The sequence below is a fragment of the Kribbella sp. NPDC055071 genome (assembly GCF_053608045.1).
In genome coordinates this window covers 89,655-108,663 of record NZ_JBSGUS010000012.1, presented here as the reverse complement: position 1 = coordinate 108,663, position 19,009 = coordinate 89,655, and the positions used below count along the sequence as shown (strand labels likewise).

Here is a 19,009-nt window from a genome sequence, read left to right as displayed (position 1 = left end):
GTCTCCAGTCACTCGTCGATGGACGTCTTCCCGGCGACCGTAACAGAGGGTGGTGGCCTGTGCGACCTGTTTTTCTCCGGTTTCAAACGGCCGCTTGGCGATTCCCTTTGTTTTCAAGGGGTTTCCAGCGCCGGGAACAGGGAGTAACGTCGCGGACTGCGACCATACCGGTGAGGAGAGTGACCGGGACGGCGCCCAGTACCCGCCGCCCCGGGAGTTGAGATGAGTGCCACCGTGTTCGTGCTGCCGCCCGCCACGATCGACGGGCTGCCGCGAACCGGGCCGCTCGCCGGGCCGTATCTGGCCGCGGATACCGCGGCTCGATCGGCCCGGAGGCGCGGTGAACGGGTGGTGACGACCGCAGGCGTAGACATCCGGGAGTCGGTCCGCATGTGTGCCGAGCAGGAGGGCATCGAGGCGGAGAAGCTGGCCGCGGCGGTCCGGGACGAGTTCATCGACGCACTGGATGCCGCCAGAATCCGGTACGACGTGTTCCTCGACCCGCTCAGCCCGGAGTACCGGCGCGGCGTCACCACCCTGGCCGCCAACCTCACCGAGGCCGGCCGGATCCCGCTGCGCAAACGCACGATGCTCGTGTGCGCGGGCTGCGCTGCGCGGACCACGACCGAGCTGTGCACGCGGTGTGGCGGTCAGCCCAGGCCGGTGCAAGTCGCCGTACCGATCCTGTCGATCGAGGACTATCGCCAGGAACTCACCGAGATCTGGCTCCGCGCCAGCCTCCCCGCCCGCGCCCGCCACGCCCTCACCGAACACCTAGAACGCCGGTTACCCGACGTACCGATCGCGTATCCCGCCACCTGGGGCCTGGAAGGCAGCGGCCCCCACGAAGGCCTCCGGCTGGACCCGGCCGTCGAGATCGGCCTGGCCACCGCGTACGGCGTTGCCCAGGCCCTCCAGCCCGGCTCCGTAGGCCTGGACGACACCGCCGAAGCCTGGCCCGAAGCCACGTCCCTCTGGCACTTCACCACCTACGAAGACTGCACCCACGCCACCCTGCTCTGGCCAGCCCTCTACCTAGCCACCGCCATGCCCCCGAAAACCCTCAGCGGCGCCCACTTCTCCCCCGGTTCCTGACCGCTCGGGGTACTACCTGTTGACGGTGGCGGGGAGGATTCGGGCGCCGGGGACGGGGGCTTCGGCCTGGCGGACCATGCGGCAGAGGCCGGACTCGGCGAGTTCTACGGCCAGGTCGACGGCGCTACGGCTGTCGGCGGCGAGGAAGAGGCAGGTGGGGCCGGAGCCCGAGATCTGGGCGGCCAGGGCGCCTTGGTCCAGACCGAACTGGAGAGTCTCGCCCAGCTCGGGGCGGAGCGAGAGGGCCGCGGCCTGGAGGTCGTTGCTGAGGGCAATGGCGAGGGCGGCGGGGCGGCCGGACAGGAGGGCCGACAGAAGCTCGGGGCGGACCTGCGGCGCCTCGACCCGGCGGAGCGGCCGGAGCCGGTCCAGCTCGTGGTAGACGGCCGGCGTGGAGAGCCCGCCCTCGGCGATCGCGAAGACCCAGTGGAACGTCCCACGCGACATCACCTCGGTGACCTGGTCGCCACGGCCCTGACCGAGCGCCGTGTGACCGACCAGGCAGAACGGTACGTCGCTGCCCAGCTCTGCGGCGTGCTGCTGCAACTCGGTCTGCGAGAGCTGCAGGCCCCACAGCCGGTTACAGGCCACTAGCGTCGCTGCCGCGTCCGTGGATCCGCCGGCCATCCCACCCGCGACCGGGATCGTCTTCCGGATCGTCAGCTCGACACCCTCGTCGACGTCGTACTCCGCCTGCAGCAGCAGCGCCGCGCGGACGGCGAGGTTCGTCTCGTCGGTCGGTACGTCGTTCGCGAAGTCGCCGATCACCTCGACCGAGACCGAGGGGTCGTCGTCGCGCACCACCGCGGTGACATCGTCGTACAGGGCAACGGCCTGGTAGACCGTCGCGACCGGGTGGAACCCGTCCGGATGCGGCGGACCGACCGACAGACCAAGATTGATCTTCGCCGGCGACCGCACCGTGACCTCAGAGGAAGGTGGCACGGGCACAGGCTAGGCCATTAGACAGTTCTACCCGCAGCGGCGAGCGTTGCGAAGTCGGTGATGCTCAGCATCTCGCCGCGGAGTTGCGGGTCGATCCCGGTGGCGCGGAACACCTCGTCCAGGCGGCCGCGGTCCGGGATCCAGCGGGCCAGCGCGGACCGGACGGTCTTCCGTCGCTGCGAGAACGCAGCCTCGATCACCGCGAACGTCTCCGCGCGGGAAGCGGCCGGCGTCGGCGGCTCCCGCCGTTCGAACGCGACGAGCCCGGAGTCCACGTTCGGCGCCGGCCAGAACACGTTGCGCCCGATCGGACCGGCCCGGCGGACCTCGGCGTACCAGGCCGCCTTTGCGGACGGTACGCCGTACGTCCGCGAACCCGGACCAGCGGCGAGCCGGTCCGCGACCTCGGACTGCACCATCACCAGCCCATGCCGCAGGGACGGCGACACCTCGAGAAGATGCAACAGAACCGGTACGGCGACGTTGTACGGCAGATTGGCGACACACGCCGTCGGCGACCCGATCTGGTCGGGGCCCACCGTCATCGCATCGGCTTCGACCACCGTGAGCATGCCGGCCTGCTCCGGCGCGTACGACGCGATCGTGGCCGGCAGCGCCCCCGCCAGCAGCGGGTCGATCTCCACCGCCACGACCGGATGCCCCGCGGCGAGCAGCGCGAGCGTCAGCGACCCCAGCCCGGGCCCGACCTCGAGCACCGTCTCCCCCGCGCTCAGCTCGGCCGCGCGAACGATCCGCCGAACCGTGTTGGGGTCGATGACGAAGTTCTGGCCGCGCTGCTTGGTCGGGCGGACGCCGAGCGCGGCGGCCAGTGAACGCACTTCCGCCGGACCGAGGAGTCTCGGTCCGGCGGAAGTGGATGAATCAGACGAGGTCACCTCGTCAGTCTCGCAGGCTCCGGCTCACTTGAAGCCGCAGACCGGCCAAGCGCCGTAGCCACCGCGGTCGTCCCGGACCTTCTCCGCGATCGCGATCTGCTGCGCCTTGGACGCGCCGTTCGCGTTGTTGGCGTACGCCGTCCCGCCGTACGCGGCCCAGGTGCCGTGGTCGAACTGGAGTCCGCCGTAGTAGCTGTTTCCGGTGTTCGCGGCCCAGTTGCCGCCGGACTCGCACTCGGCGATCCGGTCCCACTTGCTCGTGTCACCCGTGGGCGGCGTGCTGGTGTCGGTCGTCGGCGTCTCGGGCGTCTTCGGCTTGGTGCCGACGAGGACCTTCTCGTTCACCGGGGCGGTCACGAGCTTGGCGGAGACCACCCGCTGGGTCGACAGCTTGCCGTCCAGGTAGGTGTAGACGTAGGTGACCGACTTCGCGCCGTCGGTGCCCTTGGCCGTCGTCTTCTTGGTGCCCTCTTCCAGCGTCGCCGACTTGGTCTCGTCGGTGCCGTGGGCGACCGCGACGGACTTGGTGACCGTCTTGACGTCGACCTTGATGTAGGCGATCCGGTTCACGCCCGGCGTGAGCAGGGTGGCGGGCGCCGGGGCGATCTTGTCGTCCTTGTCCCAGGCGATCTTGGCGGCGGTGAGTGCCTCGCCGACAGTCCCGGCCATCGACTTGATCGTCGCGACCTTGCCCAGGTGGACCAACTGCACGGTCTTCGGGGTCTTCACGACGAGCTCCAGGCCCTCGCGACCCAGGGGCGCGCTCCGGCTGGTGGAGAAGAAAGCCGAGTTGTCGTACCGCAGACCCAGGTCGGCGAGCGCCTCGTTCACGCTGTCGGCCGTCGTCCAGTACGCCTTCTTGGTGCCGTCGGCGTTCACGGTCAGCTGGCGACCGTACTGCACCGAGATCTCCTGGCCGTCCTGCAGCTTCGAGTCCAGCGACGGAGCAACGACATCGTGCTCGCCGAGCTGAACTTTTTCGGCCTTCAGGGCGTCTGCCACGGTGGAACCGAAGGTGTGCACGTTCTGCACCTGACCGTCGACGGACAGACTCACGGTCTTGCTCTTCGTGGCATAGGCCACCGATCCGCCGGCGACTGCGATCGCAGCCGTCGCACCGACGACCGCGATGATGGACTTACGCACTAACGCTCCCAGGTAGGGCTACCCGGGCACGGGGTGGGACAGCACAGGCATGGGCCAGAAACGCTGAACTGGACGTTCAGAATCAGTGGTTCACGCCGAGGGGCGTGCTGTCCGGAATCTTCCCCGATCCCGGCCAACATCACGGGACCATAACGAAGATATCCCGGAAGCGCCAATCCCCTCGTCGGCGAGTCGCAAAAAGGTGTAATGGGTCAATTACGGGTGGTGATTGCCCCACTGGCCACGATGGACCACCTCGGCGGTCGTCCGACGGCCTCGTTTCAGCGACGGCGAGCGCTTGTCCTGGGCCCGGTGCCCGACCGACAGCACCCCGATCAGGTCGAACCCGGCCGGTACGCCGAACTCCTTCAGCAGCCGGCCCGCCTTGTCCGCGGGAGGCCCGAAAAAGCAGGCTCCCAAGCCTTCGTCGACGACCGTCTGCAGCATCAGCAGGACCGCCATCCCGGTGTCGACGTACCAGTACGGCGCGGTCCAGTGGCCCTCGTCGCGATCGGTCCAGCCCTTGTCCGGCTCGGTGTACCGATCGAGGTACGCGTCCTTGTGCGCGAACGCGAGGATCAGCAGCGGCGCCCGCCGCAGGCCTGTGATCCATTCCACATACTTCTCGTCCGGATCCTCGGCCGCGATCTGCCAGTACCGCTCCCGCTCGTCGCCCTCCAGCGTCAGGAACGCCCATCCCTGGGTGAACCCGCCCGAAGGCGCCCGCAACCCGTTCTCGAGGATCCGTTCCCGCACCTCGTCCGGAACTGCCCGATCGGGATCGTAATTCCGCACCATCCGGCGCCGCCGAACCACCTCGCTGAACTCCACGCCGGGCTACCAGGCCCCGCCGAAGGCGCGGTTGGCGTTGGTGTTGAGGGCATCACAGAGCTCGGCGACCGAGATGTTCAGGACGCCGGCCATCTTGCGGACCGTGTGCGGAATCAGGTACGACGCGTTCGGCTGGCCGCGATGCGGTGAGGGCGTCAGGTACGGCGCATCCGTCTCAACCAGGACTCGGTCCAGTGGCGTGACAGCCAGTGCGTCCCGCAAGGACAGAGCATTCTTGAACGTCACCACACCGGCGAAACTGAGGAACGCGCCCCGGTTCACGCACTCGCGCGCGAACTCGGTATCGCCCGAAAAACAGTGCATTACCAGGCGATCCGGCACACCTTCGTGATCGAGGATCTTCAGAATGTCGTCATGCGCGTCGCGGTCGTGAATCATCAGCGTCTTGTCCAGCCGCTTCGCCATCGCGATGTGCGCGGCGAACGACTCGTGCTGCGCGGCCCGCCCGTCCTCGCCGGTGCGGAAGTAGTCGAGCCCGGTCTCACCGATCACCCGGACCTTCTCCGAACTCGTCGCCAGCCGCTCGATCTCGGCCAGTGCGCTGTCCAGCTCACCGGCGGCCTTCAGCTTCGGCGCCTCGTTCGGATGCAGGGCGACGCCGGCGATCAGGTTCGAGTACTGCTCCGCCGCCTCGACCGCCCACACCGCCCCCGGCAGGTCGCAGCCGACCTGGACGATCCGGGTGACCCCGACCGACGAGGCCAGCTTGATCGCGTCGGCCGGGCTCAGCCAGGCACCGTCCTCGCCGTCGGCGATGTCGAGATGGCAATGCGCGTCGACCACGCTCATCGGCAGCGGATCAGGCACCGCCGGGCGGCTCCGGTCCCGTGACCTGCCGTCCTCCCCGATCGCGGCCCGTTCCCGGGTCGGCCGCTCGACCTCCACACCATCTCCAGCCATAGGAACCAGATTACTGAGCTGTTGGCCTTCCCCGGCTGTCCGCCCCTGTTAGGCCTCGGCGGCCTCCTTGACCTTGGCGACCATCGACTCCCACATGCCCTGGGAATGCTGGGCCTCTTCCAGGCTGCCGTTGTTGTCCTGCGTGAGCTTGAGGTGCGTCGACGTACCGGCATCGTCCAGCTCGTACGTGAGCGTGTGGTAGTTCTCCGGTACGTCGGGCTGCCCGGTCAGCGGACTGTAGTGCGTCAGCTTCAACAGCCGGCCCGGGTCGACCTCGAGGATCTCACCCTTGTCCTGGTAGGCCTTGCCCTCCCACTCACCGCTCCAGGTGACTGGGCTGCCCTGCTTCCAGTCGGTCGTCACCTCGGCGCCGAACCAGAGCTCCTTCAGTGCGTCCGGATCGGTCAAGACCTCCCACACCCGCGCGGGGCCTGCCTCGATCTCGGTCTCGGCCGTGGCCAGAAAGTTCGCCATCGTCTCCACTTCCTCTCTGACCCGACCGTACGACCGCGGCTGCCGATGCGCTTGTACAAAAGCGTCACGAGAGCCGGGCAATCTCCTCGTCGACCACTTCCGGCCCGAGCTTGGCGAAGATGGGCGTCGGCCGGGGTACCGGCGTACCAGGGACGACGGGCTCGGACTGCCAGCGAGGTTGCGCGGCGTAGTCGCCGGTGATGATCGGATACCTCGGTCCGCCGTCGAGATCGTCGACTTCACGGATCTCCGGCCGCGGCAGGAACGTCCCTGTCCCACCCAAGGCCTCGTGGACCCGCTGGGCCGAGTGCGGCAGGAAGGGCGCGAGCAATCGGTTGCTGTCGGCCACCACCTGGGCGGCGACGTGCAGGATGGTTGCCTTCCGCTCCGGGTTCGTCTCCTTCCAGGGTGCCTGCTGGGAGAGGTACTGGTTCGCCTCGGCCGCGTTGTGCATCGCCGCGGTGATCCCGAGCCGCAGCCGTTGGTGCCTGAGGTGGTCGCCGACCGTGTCGAAGGACTGCTTGCTCGTGGCAAGCAGCTGCCGATCGGCCGGCGTCAGGTGCGCGGTCGCCGGGATCGCGCCGAAGTTCTTCGCGATCATCGAGGCGGTCCGGTTGACCAGGTTGCCCCAGGTGCTGACCAGCTCGTCGTTGTTCCGCCGGACGAAGTCGGACCAGGTGAAGTCGGCGTCCCGCGTCTCCGGTCCGGCGACGGAAACCCAGTACCGCAAGGCATCCGCGCCGTACCGCTCCAGGACGTCGCGGACGTAGATCACCACCGACCGGGACGACGAGAACTTCCGCCCCTCCTGGGTGAGGAACTCGCTGCTGACCACCTCGGTCGGCAGATTCAGTACGCCGTACTGCCCGGGTGACGCGTTGTTCGCCAACAGCTCGGCCGGCCAGATCTGGGCGTGGAACGTGATGTTGTCCTTGCCCATGAAGTAATAGGACTCCGCCGAGGGGTCGGTCCACCACTTGCGCCACGCGTCCGGATCGCCGGTACGACGGGCCCATTCGATGCTCGCGGACAGGTAGCCGATGACCGCGTCGAACCACACGTACAGCCGCTTCGATTCCCAGCCCGGGAGCGGGACCGGGATACCCCAGTCGATGTCCCGGGTGATCGCCCGTGGCCGGATGTCGTCGAGTTGGTTGAGGGCGAACTTGAGGACGTTCGGGCGCCAGTCGGTGCGGGTCTGCAGCCAGGCGCCGAGCTGATCGGCCAGCGCCGGGAGGTCGAGGAAGACGTGCTCGGTCTCGATGAAGACCGGCGTCTCGCCGTTGATCCGGCTGTGTGGGTTGCGAAGGTCGATCGGGTCGAGTTGGTTGCCGCAGTTGTCACATTGGTCGCCGCGTGCTCCGTCGTACCCGCAGATCGGGCACGTGCCCTCGATGTAGCGGTCCGGCAGGGTGCGTCCGGTGGACGGCGAGATCGCACCCATCGCGGTCCGGGTGACGAGATATCCGTTGCGGTAAAGGGTTGTGAAGAGTTCCTGGGCGACGGTGTGGTGGTTGCGGGTCGTGGTCCGGGTGAAGAGGTCGTAGGACAGTCCGAGGCTGTGCAGGTCCTCGACGATCACTCGGTTGTACCGATCCGCGAGCTCCCGTGGGGTCACTCCTTGCCGCTCGGCCTCGACGAGGATCGGCGTACCGTGCTCGTCGGTTCCCGACACCATCAGAACGTCATGACCGGCCATCCGCGCGTACCGACTGAAGACGTCGGAAGGTACTCCAAATCCGGACACGTGCCCGATGTGCCGGGGTCCGTTCGCGTACGGCCAGGCGACCCCGGCCAGGATGGCAGTCATGCGGTCGACTGTAGAAGTGCAGCCGACCGCATGACCAAGGATTTACCTACGGCTGTACGACGATCTTGCCCTTGGCGTGGCCGGACTCGCTGAGCTCCTGCGCCTTGGCGGCGTCGGCGAACGAGAACGTCTCGGCGATGCGGACCTGGAGCTTGCCGTCGGCCGCGGCCTGCAGCTGGCTGCTCAGGCCGGCGGCGATCTGCTCCGGAGTCGCGCTGGAGCCCGAGGAGATGGCGACGCCGATGCCCTGAGCGGCGAAGTCCGCGATCGTGACGATGCGGTTGGTGCCGCCGCGCAGCTCGATCGACTCCTGCAGACCGCCCTGGCCGGCCGTGTCGAAGACCGCGTCGATGCCCTGGGGTGCGACCGCACGGACGCGATCGACCAGGCCGTCGCCGTACTCGACCGGAATGGCGCCGATCTCGCGGAGGAAGTCGTGATTGGCGGGCGACGCCGTACCGATGACCGTGGCGCCCGCGGCCTTGGCCAGCTGGACCGCGACCGAGCCGACCGCTCCGGCCGCGCCGTGCACGAGCAGAGTCTCGGTCTCCTTCCGCCCCAGCTCATCCAGGACGCGCTGCGCCGTCTCGCCCGCGATCGGCAGCCCGACGGCCTGCCCCCAGCTGACGCCGGCCGGCTTCGGTACGACGTTGCCGACGATCGCGTGCTCGGCGTACGCACCGGTCTCGGACCAGCCCACGACCTCGTCCCCGACCGCGAACTCGGCGCCTTCGCCGACCTCGTCCACCACACCGGCGACCTCCAGCCCCGGAGTCGCCGGGAAGGTCACGTCGATGAATCCCTTGGTGAATCCCCGGCGCACCTTGAAGTCGATCGGGTTCACCCCCGCCGCGCGAACCCGGACCCGCGCCTGACCAGGTCCGGCGTGCGGCTCGGCCACCTCTCGTGTCTGCAGCACCTCAGGCCCACCGAACTCCTCGAAAACCACCGCTTGCATGCTCAGACCTCCATCGAATGGTTGATGCTTCAAATGAAGACTCGCGCAGCACCCGATATTCCCGACTGGCCGAACGGACAGTTCTCCACCATCCGAAAGGTGGGCCGGGTGGATGCGTCAACCGACGTACGCTGAACGACATGGCAGACGACGTGCTGGCGAACGCGGCGCAGATCATCGACGGTCCGATCGAAGAACTGCTGATCCGGCTGTCGGCGGCGACGGCCGAGCTGGTCCCGCATCGAGCCGTCGCCCAGCTCGCCTCGCTCTACCACGGGTCGGCCATGGTCCAGGTCTAGCTAGCTCTCTTCCAGCCGGGGGAACAGCGCGTCGCCCTTCGTCAGGACGGAGCCGGCCGGGAGCTGGCCCCAGGTCCCGGCGTCCTGGACGCGCTGATCCTGCAGTGAGCCGAGCTTGGCTTCGGCGCCGAGGAGGGTCCACAGCTTGGCGGACGCCTTCGGCATGGTCGGGTTGTGGAGTACGGCGACCGCCCGGAGCACCTCGGCGGCCGAGTAGAGGATGGTGGCGAGGCGGGCGCGCTGGGACTCGTCCTTGGCCACCTTCCACGGCTCCTGCTCGGTGACGTAGCCGTTGACCGCTCCGACGAGCTCGTTGATCGCGGTCAGCGCGTCCTGGAAGGCGAGCGTGTTGATGGCCGTCTCAGCGGTCACGACCGTCTGCGCGAGCTTGTCGGCGAGCACCTGCTCGGCCGGGCCGTGGTCGGTGGGCTCGGGCAGCACGCCGTCGAAGTACTTGCCGACCATCGCCGCGATCCGGCTGGCCAGGTTGCCCAGGCCGTTGGCGAGCTCAGACGTGTAGACCGCGCTCAGGTGCTCCCACGAGAACGAGCCGTCCGAGCCGAACTGGATCGTGCGGAGGAAGTAGTACCGGAACGCGTCCGAGCCGAAGTGGTCGGTGATCTCGTGCGGCGCGATCGCGGTCAGCTTCGACTTGCTCATCTTCTCGCCGCCGACCAGCAGCCACCCGTGCGCAAAGACCTGGCGCGGTACGGCGACCTCGGCAGCCATCAGCATGGCCGGCCAGATCACCGCGTGGAACCGGAGGATGTCCTTACCGACCAGGTGCACGTCGACCGGCCACAGCTCCTTGAACCGCTCCGGATCGGTGCCGTAGCCCGCGGCCGTCACATAGTTGAGCAGCGCGTCGATCCACACGTAGAGAACATGGTCCTCGTCCCAGGGGACCGGGATGCCCCAGTCGAACGTCGACCGCGTGATCGACAGGTCCTGCAGACCCTGCTTCACGAACGCGATCACCTCGTTGCGCGCACTCGCGGGCGCGACGAAATCGGGCTGCGACTCGTACAGCTCCAGCAGCTTGTCGCCGTACGCCGAGAGCCGGAAGAAGTAGTTCGTCTCCGAGACCGTCTCCAGCTCGGTGCCGTGGATCATGCAGCGCTGGGTGCCGTCCTCGTCGGTGCGGATGTCCGCGGGGAGCTTGAACTCCTCGCAGCCGACGCAGTACAGGCCCTCGTACTCACCCTTGTAGACGTCGCCCTTGTCGTACAGCGTCTGCCAGAACTCGCGGACCCGCTCGGTGTGCCGCTGCTCGGTGGTCCGGATGAAGTCGTCGTACGCGATGTCGACGTCGACCCAGGCCGGCTTCCAGGCCTCCTCGACCAGTTTGTCCGTCCAGGCCTGCGGCGTCATGCCCTGCGCCTCGGCGCTGCGCATCACCTTCTCGCCGTGCTCGTCGGTACCGGTCAGGTACCACTTGCGCTCGCCCCGCTGGGCGTGCCAACGGGTCAGGACGTCCCCGGCCACCGTCGTGTAGGCGCTGCCGATGTGCGGCGGGGCCGTGACGTAGTAGATCGGGGTGGTGACGTAATAGGCCTTCTCGGAAACCTTCTCGGGCATACCTCAAGCGTAGTGGCGCGGCCCAGACCTATTTACCAGGGTCCCGGGCAGCCAGGACCGCGTCGTACACGGTCCGTTTCGGCACGTTGTAGCGCTTCGCGACGTCGGAGATCGCCTGCTTGCGCGGCGTACCCGCCTCCTCGTCGACCGCGACCTCCGCGGCGAGCTGCTCCGGTGTCATGGTCTTGTCCGGATCGGCGCCGGAGACGACGACCGTGATCTCCCCGCGTACGCCGTCCTTCGACCAGATCACCAGATCACTCAGGGGTCCGCGCTTGACCTCTTCATACGTCTTCGTGAGCTCGCGGCACACCGCCGTACGACGCTCCGCACCGAAGGCCTCACTCATCGCCTCGAGCGAAGCGGTCAGCCGGTGTGGTGCCTCGAAGAACACCATCGTCCGCGGCTCGTCCGCCAACTCCCCCAACCGCCGCGCCCGCTCGCCGGGCTTCCGCGGCAGAAACCCCTCGAACGTGAACCGGTCCACCGGCAACCCACTCAGCGCCAGCGCCGTCAACACCGCCGACGGCCCCGGTACGGCGGTCACCAACACGTCAGCCTCGATCGCCGCCGCCACCAGCCGGTACCCCGGATCCGAGACGCTCGGCATCCCCGCGTCCGTCACCACCGCCACGGTCAGCCCCTCGACCAACGCCGCCAGCAACTCCGGCGTCCGCTCCCGCTCGTTCCCCTCGAAGTAACTGACCACCCGCCCACTCAGCTGAATCCCCAGCTCCGACGTCAACCGCCGCAACCGCCGCGTATCCTCCGCCGCCACCACATCAGCCCCACCCAACACCAACCCCAACCGAGCCGAAGCATCCGAAAAGTCCCCAATAGGAGTCCCCACCAACACCAATCGCCCGGTCATGGAAGAAGTGTGAACGCAGTGGTGTGCTGCGGCCGCACAACACTGAAGTGCCGACGGTCCAGCGTGGCGATCTCGCTGACTCCGAGTTGCTCCGCAAGGGCAATGACTGACGCGTCCACCATCCCGAGCGGCAGATCTGCGTACTGGCCGATGAGGTCCGCGGCGCGCTCCAGCCCCGCGGGAGTGACAGGCCCAATGGTGAAATCCTCAGTCGCGAGCGATCGAACGAAAGCCATCTCGGGCTTCGAGCCACCGGAACGAGCCAGCAGATAGCACACCTCGGTCACGACGAAGGGCGGGACGATCAGTCGCTCGCTGTTCAGACGCAAGGAGGCAAACAGCTCGACGCAGGGCTGGTGATTGGCGTCGGAGGTCAATGCGGCGGCCACCAGGGGGCCGGTGTCAACGACGATCACTTCGGATTGCGCCCGAACTCCGCGCTGAGGATCTCGTCGATATGCTCCGAGAGGTCCGGCGGCGTGCCCTCGATAGAGCCGAACCAAGCCGGCGGCCAGGCGGCTGAGCTCGGTGGGCGCTCGGCCCGCGCCTCGGCCTGCAGTTTCAGCAGGCGGAGCTCCGGGAGGAGGTCGGCTGCCGCCTTGTCGGACAGCGAGTCGATCAGCTCGTGCAGCTCTTCGCGTGGCGTGCTCATGTGACTGATTGTAAGAGGTCCGGCGCAGCGCAGTTCTGGTTTTCCACAGGTGTGGGGAGGCGGGGGGACCGGGGCGTCCGTACGATGGCGGGCGTGACTGCTGTGATCGAGGACGGGACTGCGCGGCGGGGTGAGGCTGCCGAGGGTGAAGAGACCCTTGGGCGGGATGTGCTGGGCAGACGGCTGCCGCCGTTGAAGGACCGGCTGTATCCGCCGATGCCGCGGGAGTTCGACGGCGGGTGGATCGCGACGCTGCTGATCACCGTGATGGCCGGGGTCCTGCGGTTCTGGAACCTGTCGAACCCGGTCAAGTTCGTCTTCGACGAGACGTACTACGCCAAGGACGCATTCAGCCTGCTCAAGTTCGGGTACGCGCGGCAGTTCATCGATCAGCCCGAGGGAGCCGCCGACAAGGCGATCCTGGCGGGCAACCTGGACGTCTTCAAGGCGACCCCGAGCCTGACCGTGCACCCCGAGGTCGGCAAGTGGATGATCGCGGTCGGCGAACAACTGTTCGGGATGACGCCGTTCGGCTGGCGGTTCATGCCGGCGCTGTTCGGCACGCTGACCATTCTGCTGGTGATCCGGCTGGTACGGCGGATGACCCGGTCGACCCTGATCGGCGCCATCGCGGGCATCCTGCTGGCCGCCGACGGACTGCAGTTCGTGATGTCGCGGGTCGCCCTGCTCGACATCTTCCTCGCGTTCTGGTCGATCGCCGCGGTCTCCTGCCTGGTCGCCGACCGCGACTGGACCCGCCGCCGGCACGCGGAGTCGCTCGACACCCCGACACCTGACGGAGAGCGCCGTACGGTCGGGCGCTGGTTGCTGGTTCGCCCGTGGCGGATCATGGCCGGCATCTGCTTCGGCCTCGCCTGCGGGACCAAATGGTCGGCGGTCTGGGTGCTGGCCGGTTTCGGCATTCTCGCGTTCCTGTGGGACTGGGGCGCTCGGCGTGCGCTCGGGGTGCGCTGGGCGTTGGTTAAGTCGGTGCTGGTCGACGGGATCCCGGCGTTCGTCAGCATCGTGCTGGTCGCGCTGATCACCTACCTCGCGACCTGGACCGGCTGGCTGCTGCACGACAACGCCTACGACCACGACTACGCGTCGAAGAATCCGGCGCACGGCGTGATGAAGATCGTCCCGGACGACTTCCGATCACTGATCCACTATCACCAGGAAGTGCTGGCGTTCCACACCGGCGACTACATCAAGCACGCCACCCACCCGTACCAGTCGAATCCGGCCGGCTGGCCGATCATCGCCCGCCCGATCGGGTTCGACGCGGTCAACGACATCAAACCCGGTACGCCGGGCTGCAATCCGCCGGCCGGGACGAACTGCCTCTCGGTGATCTCTGCCATCGGTACGCCGATCCTGTGGTGGGCCGGTGCACTCGCGCTGATCGCGTCCCTGGTGCTGTGGATCGGCACCCGGGACTGGCGGTTCGGGGTGGTGATCGTCGGCTATGTGACCTCCTGGGTGCCGTGGTTCGGCTTCGACACCAGACCGATCTTCTTCTTCTACGCCGTCACGATGATCCCGTTCACCGTGATGGCACTCGCCCTGATCCTCGGCAAGATCCTCGGCCCCGCCAAGACCGCCCTGAGCGCCGCAACCCCCCGAAGACTCATCGGCAGCGCCGTAGTCGGCGCGTTCGTAGTCCTGGTAGTCCTCAACTTCGCCTACATCTGGCCCATCCTCACCGACAAAGTCCTCCCCCACCCCGACTGGCTGAGCCGAATGTGGTTCAAATCCTGGATCTAAAGGCCAGGAAAGGATCAGCTGCTGAGTGAGCGATCTCCAGGCCATCACAATCTGTGGTTCTGGTGGAGGTCAGGCGCGAGCCCGTCGCTGGTCGGCGATTGTGATGGCCTGGAGAACCGGGTGCGGATGCCCTGAACGCTCAGCTAGCGCTTCCGGCTCGTCCGCTGGGGTCAGTGGAGCTCGTGGTGACCTTTGTCTTTGCGCTTTTTGCCGTGGCGTTTGGCTGAGGACTGACCGCCGACGCCGCCGAACAGGGCCAGGCCCTTGACCACGACGACGGGTGCGTCCGGGTCCGGCTCGTCGCTGCCGCGGGCGCCGAAACCGCCGAAGATACCGACGCCTTCGTTGCGTACGGCAACGCCTTCGGGGACGGTGATGTCGATCCCGCCGAAGACGGCGAACGCCCAGATCGCCACCTCGCGGCCCTCGAAGACCGCATCGGTCATGTCCAGGTCGTGCCCACCGAAGACCGCGAACGCGTTCGTCCGGCGCTTGACCCGCCACCGGCCCGACCGTTCGGCGCCGCCGAAGATCGCCACGATCGTGTCGAAGCTCGCTTCCGGATCCGCCGGCTCCTCGATCGGGACCAGCCCGGTCGACGCCGACGGCGTCACCGCGGCCAACGGCGAAGGCGCGGCCTGACCCGGTACGAGGAGGTCGCGCGTGATCGGCTCGAGCTCACCCAGCGTCCGAGCCTGCAAGGTCTGTTCGAGGCGATCGGCATGCTCGTCCTGTGACAACCGTCCCGACATCAGAGCGTCCCGCAGTACGTCGACGACCTGGTCGCGATCGGTGTCGGACGCGCGCAGATGCGCGTGCGGGTGAGGGCGGTCGGGCAGGTTCTCCATAAACGTCGAGGATATTACGAACCAGGCCCGACGGAACCCTGAATCGGCCCCGATCACATCCCTGGCCGACTCCGGTCCATCCCCTACTCCCGGACCGCCCGCACGGGCGGTCCGGGAGGCAGGTTCAGCTCTTCGTCAGCTGGGGATTGTCGACGGCCCAGTACCAATCGTTGTCGCCCTTGGCCAGCGACCAGGTGACCTTGACGCCCTTCGCACCGGCCGGGACCGGGATCGTCAACCGTTCGAGCTTGGCGATCGTGTCGCCGGTGTACGTGAGAACAGTCTGCGGAGTGCCGCCGTCGAACGAGACGAGAACCGACGCAGTCTCCGCGCCACTCTTGAGGTAATGCGACGAGAACGTCAGCACCGCAGTACTCGCGCCGGAGACGTCGTACGCCGGTGAGGTCAGCTTGCTGTTGAACAGTCCGGATCGCGTCTTGTCCGACCACTCGTCCGAGTCTGCGACCGCGAAGACCCCGCGGGCCCGCACGTTGCTCTCACGACTCTGGTCCGGCGCGGCCCGCGTCCAGAAGTCGTCGGTGGTGAACGACCACCCCTGCCACTCGCGGACGCCGCCGGTCCCCAGTCCGGTGTTGTCGATCGTCCACCCCGATGGAGTGGTGTGCGTCCAGCCCTTCACATCGGCCGGTACGCCGGTCTCGTCCAACCGCGACTGGAGCGATCCAACCAGCGTGTCGAACGGATCGTTCGAGGTCGGCGAGACCTGTCCGTCGAGATCGGGCGCGGTGATGCCGAAGCGGCTCAGCACGATCGCGGCGATATCGACGTTCTTCGGCGCGATCGCCGGCGTACCAGGCGTCGTACCAGGTCCGTTGCGGATGATGAACGACGACCGCTCAGGAACCGAACTGCCGCCGTGTCCACCGGCGTCGGTGTGCCCGTGGTCAGCGGTGATGAGGTAGGTCCAGTCCTCGTTCGCGTACGTCGGGCGCGCCGTGATCGCCGCCAGCAGCGTCGCCACATGCTGATCGGTTTGCTCGATCGCGGTCCGGTAGCAGGCGCCTGCGGCTCCACAGCTGTGGCCGGCGATGTCGACGTTCCCGAAGTAGACAAAGGATGCGTCCGGCCCGCTGCTCTTCAGGTACGCGGCGGCCTCGGTCGCGATCTTCGCGTCGGCCTGCGCCCAGCCGAGCGCGTCACCGTCGTATGTGACCTTGCGCTGGATCTCGTCGGTGAAGATCGCCTGGCCGGCGTCGTCGGTCGTCAGCGGCGTCCAGTCGGCGATCGCGTACGTCGAGAGCTCGGGACGGGCTCGTTCGATCCGGGTCAGGAAGTCGGGGTACTGGGTGAGGTTCGTGCCGGTGCCCCAACTGTTGCTCTTCACCTTGTGCTTGTCCGGCCAGACGCCGGTCGCATTGGTGGCCCAGCCGGGACCGGACAGCGTCGGGGCGAAGGGGTTGGCGTAGAGCGTGGTTCGGCTGGCGGATCCTGAGCTGATCAGGCCCTTCATCGCGGGGGTGTTGAAGGCCTGGATCTTGCTGAGGAGCGCGCCGTCGATGCCGATCACGAGCACCTTCTGCACGCGCGCCGCGGGGGCGGTCGGAGCCGGCGCGACGGCGCCGGCGGTCGTGGTGAGCAGTGAGGTCAGGGCCACAGCGGCCACTGCGGTCAGAGCGAGGGGGCGGTTCACGGGCTCCTCCGAGGTCGAGTCATTGGTCCGGACCAATGACATCAATGGTCCGGACCAGGGTCAACGACCTGGCGATGGCAGACAGGTGAACAGCAGCGGGGATCAGTCTGTGGCTGGCTGGCTTCGGACTCGGAGGGCGAAGGCGAGGGCGATGATCGTGATGGCGGCGAAGGTGCAGGCGGTGCCTGGGTAGCCGCCGAGGCTCAGGCCGAGGCCGCCGATCGCCGCGCCGACGAAGGTGCCGAGGCTCATCCCGGCGGCGTTGACGCTGAGTGCCGACCCGCGGAGGTCGCCGCTTCGCCGTACCAACAGGGTGGTGACGCAGGCGGCGACGGTTGCGTGGCTTGCGCCCATCAACGCGGTCAGGAGCAAGGTGAGCGGGAGGGTCGGCGAGAAGTAGAAGGCTGCAACAGCGATGAGGGCGAGACCCAGGCCGGCGACGAGCATTTTCTCCGGGCCGATCCACGGTCGCTCGACCGCGAGGTAGCGACCGGCCAAGAGGTTGCCGAGGAAGAACGACGCGCCGCTGAGCGACCAGACCAGCGCGAACCAGCCTGGCGCGAGATCGAACCTCTCGTCGTAGAAGGCAGCAAGGTAGGCGAGATACCCCATGAATGCGGCGGTTCTGAGCATCGCGACCGCGAGGAGTGGGAGCGCACCAGGGATCCGAGCCAGCTCGCGATAGGTCGCGAGATAGCTCATCAGCGTGGTGCCGTTGGCTCGAAGCGGGGCCTTCCGCCCGCGCCCGCGCCAGAAGAAGGCGGCCGACAAGGTGAGCGAAATGGCCGACGCTGCGAGCAGATTGCCGCGCCAACCCCAGATCAACCCAGGTCCGGCAAGCACCGGCGCCGCCAGCATCGCCATCGCCGAGGTCGTCGCCGAGACCAGCGTGGCGGCCCGTCCGGCGGCCGCCGGCGACCTGAACCGATCCGCTGCGGCCGCGCCGATCGAGGGTGCGAGGAGCGAGGTCGACGCACCGATCAGCAGGCAGAAGGTTGCCAGTGCAAACACGTTGCCTACAGCACCCAATGCAGCTGAAATCCCCAGCAATGCAAGGCCGCCCGCCGCAACCAACTCTCGCGCCAGCCGGTCGATCAACGGCGCCACCGAGAATCCGACAATCAATGCGGCTAACCCGCCCAGCCCCCGCAACCCACCGATCTCCGCCACACTGCCACCCGCGGCCGCGGAGATCGGCACCAGATACATCCCAAACACGGTGAACGGAATCAGACTCACCGTGGACGCCACCAAGAACGGCCACAACCGCCGAGCCATCCGCAAATCCCCAGGCACCCCCTCCCCCGCACCACGCACGATGGCGGGTGCTGTTGGTACCGGCGCGCTGTTCGTGCTCATGTGTCCGTCCTGGAGTGGTAGCGGTAAAGGGAGGTCGGGCGGGCACTGAACTGGGAGAAGGGGAAGGGCTCGGCGGACAGGGCGGTGACACCTGAACCCAGGAAGGCGCGGGCGACGGCGCTTCCGGTCTGAGCATAGATGGCGAGTGGCTTTTGTTGCTCACGGCAACGCTCGACGAGTACGTCGAAAGTCCCGTTGGACAAGGTCATTCCGGTCGCGACGACTGCATCGGAATCGTCGATAACCTGCGTCATGTCGCGGGAAACCGGGATCCCGGACGCGGTCTCGCGCAGGTTGAAATCGCACGGCAGGCAGATGCCACCGCGAGCCGTGATCGCGTCGACCAACGGATTCACGACGCCGATCAGAGCCACCTTGGTGCCGTCGGCAACCTCCAGCAGGCCGGCGACGGCGGCATCCCGAGCCCGCGCGCGGACATCCGGCGTACCAGCAGGAAGGACGACCTCCTCCGCATCCGTCGACAGGTGATGCGGCTGGACCGACGCGAGATACGCATCCAGGGCAGCGATCTGCACCGGGAGGGGAGCATCCGTGATGACTCGATCCAGCGACAGACCGGACGCCTGTTCGCAGTACGACGGGTCGAGCTCACCGGACTCGAACGAGCACGCGCCGAAGACCTCGCCGACCCGAAGCAGAACGTAGTAGTTCCGGTAGGTGACGTCTGCGCCCGGTAACCGAGTCGTGTGGTGAAGCCAGAACGCACTCGTCACGGAGAGCGTCGACGGATCGGGCCCGTGCGATCCGGCGAGAACTGCTGACGTGAGGGCGGTCACGGAAGGGATCATGGGAGATCGGCCAGCCTTTCGGGGTGGTAGGTCAGGGCAGACAACTCGGAACGACCCGCAGGCTGGAAGCGCGGCAGCACGACATAACCCGTCACCCCA

General features: G+C 67.6%; 19 protein-coding genes. 3 read left to right on the top strand and 16 right to left on the bottom strand.

What is annotated here, in order from left to right:
• Positions 1-222: 222 nt before the first annotated feature.
• Positions 223-1,095 carry a class I tRNA ligase family protein gene (locus tag ACWF4Z_RS20980; RefSeq protein WP_452244770.1) on the top strand — a complete coding sequence of 291 codons (873 nt, stop codon included), beginning with the start codon at positions 223-225 and terminating at the stop codon, positions 1,093-1,095.
• A 12-nt stretch (positions 1,096-1,107) separates the two neighbouring features.
• Here ACWF4Z_RS20980 and ACWF4Z_RS20975 read toward each other — a convergent pair whose 3' ends face one another.
• The 8 genes from ACWF4Z_RS20975 to ACWF4Z_RS20940 form a co-directional block, all read right to left on the bottom strand.
• The gene (locus ACWF4Z_RS20975) at positions 1,108-2,046 is read right to left on the bottom strand and encodes a 4-(cytidine 5'-diphospho)-2-C-methyl-D-erythritol kinase (RefSeq protein ID WP_452244769.1); all 939 of its coding nucleotides are present in this window, start codon (positions 2,044-2,046) and stop codon (positions 1,108-1,110) included.
• A gap of 11 nt (positions 2,047-2,057) precedes the next feature.
• Entirely contained in the window at positions 2,058-2,879 is an 822-nt protein-coding gene (gene rsmA / locus ACWF4Z_RS20970; RefSeq protein WP_452244768.1) for a 16S rRNA (adenine(1518)-N(6)/adenine(1519)-N(6))-dimethyltransferase RsmA, read from the bottom strand.
• Positions 2,880-2,960: 81 nt separating this feature from the next.
• Complete coding sequence (locus tag ACWF4Z_RS20965; protein ID WP_452244767.1) at positions 2,961-4,082, bottom strand: ubiquitin-like domain-containing protein; 1,122 nt, start codon at positions 4,080-4,082, stop codon at positions 2,961-2,963.
• 216 nt (positions 4,083-4,298) lie between these two features.
• Complete coding sequence (locus ACWF4Z_RS20960; protein ID WP_452244766.1) at positions 4,299-4,913, bottom strand: nitroreductase family protein; 615 nt, start codon at positions 4,911-4,913, stop codon at positions 4,299-4,301.
• Between the two features lie 6 nt (positions 4,914-4,919).
• Positions 4,920-5,834: a TatD family hydrolase gene (locus ACWF4Z_RS20955; protein WP_452244765.1), complete on the bottom strand. Its 915-nt coding sequence runs from the start codon at positions 5,832-5,834 to the stop codon at positions 4,920-4,922.
• Positions 5,835-5,882: 48 nt separating this feature from the next.
• Positions 5,883-6,308 (bottom strand): SRPBCC family protein, encoded by a 426-nt coding sequence (locus tag ACWF4Z_RS20950; RefSeq protein ID WP_452244764.1) that lies wholly within the window; start codon positions 6,306-6,308, stop codon positions 5,883-5,885.
• Between the two features lie 64 nt (positions 6,309-6,372).
• A complete protein-coding gene (metG, locus tag ACWF4Z_RS20945; RefSeq protein ID WP_452244763.1) occupies positions 6,373-8,118 on the bottom strand; it encodes a methionine--tRNA ligase in 1,746 nt (581 codons plus the stop codon).
• 46 nt (positions 8,119-8,164) lie between these two features.
• Entirely contained in the window at positions 8,165-9,076 is a 912-nt protein-coding gene (locus ACWF4Z_RS20940) for an NADP-dependent oxidoreductase (RefSeq protein WP_452244762.1), read from the bottom strand.
• A 140-nt stretch (positions 9,077-9,216) separates the two neighbouring features.
• Between ACWF4Z_RS20940 and ACWF4Z_RS20935 the strand changes: the two genes are divergently transcribed.
• Positions 9,217-9,375, top strand: coding sequence for a hypothetical protein (locus tag ACWF4Z_RS20935; protein ID WP_452244761.1), 159 nt, complete (start codon positions 9,217-9,219; stop codon positions 9,373-9,375).
• Here ACWF4Z_RS20935 and metG (ACWF4Z_RS20930) read toward each other — a convergent pair whose 3' ends face one another.
• The 4 genes from metG (ACWF4Z_RS20930) to ACWF4Z_RS20915 are packed head-to-tail and all read right to left on the bottom strand — an operon-like array spanning position 9,376 to position 12,476.
• Positions 9,376-10,953 carry a methionine--tRNA ligase gene (gene metG / locus ACWF4Z_RS20930; RefSeq protein ID WP_452244760.1) on the bottom strand — a complete coding sequence of 526 codons (1,578 nt, stop codon included), beginning with the start codon at positions 10,951-10,953 and terminating at the stop codon, positions 9,376-9,378.
• 28 nt (positions 10,954-10,981) lie between these two features.
• Complete coding sequence (gene rsmI, locus ACWF4Z_RS20925) at positions 10,982-11,824, bottom strand: 16S rRNA (cytidine(1402)-2'-O)-methyltransferase (protein WP_452244759.1); 843 nt, start codon at positions 11,822-11,824, stop codon at positions 10,982-10,984.
• Positions 11,821-12,240 carry a type II toxin-antitoxin system VapC family toxin gene (locus ACWF4Z_RS20920; RefSeq protein WP_452244758.1) on the bottom strand — a complete coding sequence of 140 codons (420 nt, stop codon included), beginning with the start codon at positions 12,238-12,240 and terminating at the stop codon, positions 11,821-11,823. The genes rsmI and ACWF4Z_RS20920 overlap by 4 nt, the downstream gene beginning before the upstream one ends.
• Positions 12,237-12,476, bottom strand: a complete 240-nt coding sequence (locus tag ACWF4Z_RS20915; protein WP_452244757.1) for a hypothetical protein — start codon at positions 12,474-12,476, stop codon at positions 12,237-12,239. Before ACWF4Z_RS20915 ends, ACWF4Z_RS20920 begins: the two co-directional genes overlap by 4 nt.
• Positions 12,477-12,692: 216 nt before the next feature.
• Between ACWF4Z_RS20915 and ACWF4Z_RS20910 the strand changes: the two genes are divergently transcribed.
• Entirely contained in the window at positions 12,693-14,243 is a 1,551-nt protein-coding gene (locus ACWF4Z_RS20910) for a dolichyl-phosphate-mannose--protein mannosyltransferase (RefSeq protein WP_452244922.1), read from the top strand.
• Positions 14,244-14,413: 170 nt separating this feature from the next.
• Here ACWF4Z_RS20910 and ACWF4Z_RS20905 read toward each other — a convergent pair whose 3' ends face one another.
• From ACWF4Z_RS20905 to ACWF4Z_RS20890, 4 genes are all read right to left on the bottom strand, one after another.
• On the bottom strand, positions 14,414-15,091 hold the full coding sequence (locus tag ACWF4Z_RS20905) for a DUF1707 SHOCT-like domain-containing protein (protein ID WP_452244756.1): 678 nt from the start codon (positions 15,089-15,091) through the stop codon (positions 14,414-14,416).
• Between the two features lie 124 nt (positions 15,092-15,215).
• A complete protein-coding gene (locus ACWF4Z_RS20900) occupies positions 15,216-16,742 on the bottom strand; it encodes an alkaline phosphatase family protein (protein ID WP_452244755.1) in 1,527 nt (508 codons plus the stop codon).
• Positions 16,743-16,844: 102 nt separating this feature from the next.
• Positions 16,845-18,020, bottom strand: a complete 1,176-nt coding sequence (locus tag ACWF4Z_RS20895; protein WP_452244754.1) for an MFS transporter — start codon at positions 18,018-18,020, stop codon at positions 16,845-16,847.
• A 77-nt stretch (positions 18,021-18,097) separates the two neighbouring features.
• Positions 18,098-18,898, bottom strand: coding sequence for a Rossmann-like domain-containing protein (locus ACWF4Z_RS20890; RefSeq protein WP_452244753.1), 801 nt, complete (start codon positions 18,896-18,898; stop codon positions 18,098-18,100).
• Positions 18,899-19,009 lie beyond the last annotated feature (111 nt).

Coding starts and splice junctions, on each gene's coding strand:
- ACWF4Z_RS20915 (WP_452244757.1), bottom strand. CDS start 12,476: ATGAGCACGCCACGCGAAGAGCTGCACGAGCTGATCGACTCGCTGTCC.
- ACWF4Z_RS20940 (WP_452244762.1), bottom strand. CDS start 9,076: ATGCAAGCGGTGGTTTTCGAGGAGTTCGGTGGGCCTGAGGTGCTGCAG.
- metG (WP_452244760.1), bottom strand. CDS start 10,953: ATGCCCGAGAAGGTTTCCGAGAAGGCCTATTACGTCACCACCCCGATC.
- ACWF4Z_RS20905 (WP_452244756.1), bottom strand. CDS start 15,091: ATGGAGAACCTGCCCGACCGCCCTCACCCGCACGCGCATCTGCGCGCG.
- ACWF4Z_RS20895 (WP_452244754.1), bottom strand. CDS start 18,020: ATGGCTCGGCGGTTGTGGCCGTTCTTGGTGGCGTCCACGGTGAGTCTG.
- ACWF4Z_RS20955 (WP_452244765.1), bottom strand. CDS start 5,834: ATGGCTGGAGATGGTGTGGAGGTCGAGCGGCCGACCCGGGAACGGGCC.
- metG (WP_452244763.1), bottom strand. CDS start 8,118: ATGACTGCCATCCTGGCCGGGGTCGCCTGGCCGTACGCGAACGGACCC.
- ACWF4Z_RS20935 (WP_452244761.1), top strand. CDS start 9,217: ATGGCAGACGACGTGCTGGCGAACGCGGCGCAGATCATCGACGGTCCG.
- ACWF4Z_RS20980 (WP_452244770.1), top strand. CDS start 223: ATGAGTGCCACCGTGTTCGTGCTGCCGCCCGCCACGATCGACGGGCTG.
- ACWF4Z_RS20910 (WP_452244922.1), top strand. CDS start 12,693: ATGCCGCGGGAGTTCGACGGCGGGTGGATCGCGACGCTGCTGATCACC.
- rsmI (WP_452244759.1), bottom strand. CDS start 11,824: ATGACCGGGCGATTGGTGTTGGTGGGGACTCCTATTGGGGACTTTTCG.
- ACWF4Z_RS20950 (WP_452244764.1), bottom strand. CDS start 6,308: ATGGCGAACTTTCTGGCCACGGCCGAGACCGAGATCGAGGCAGGCCCC.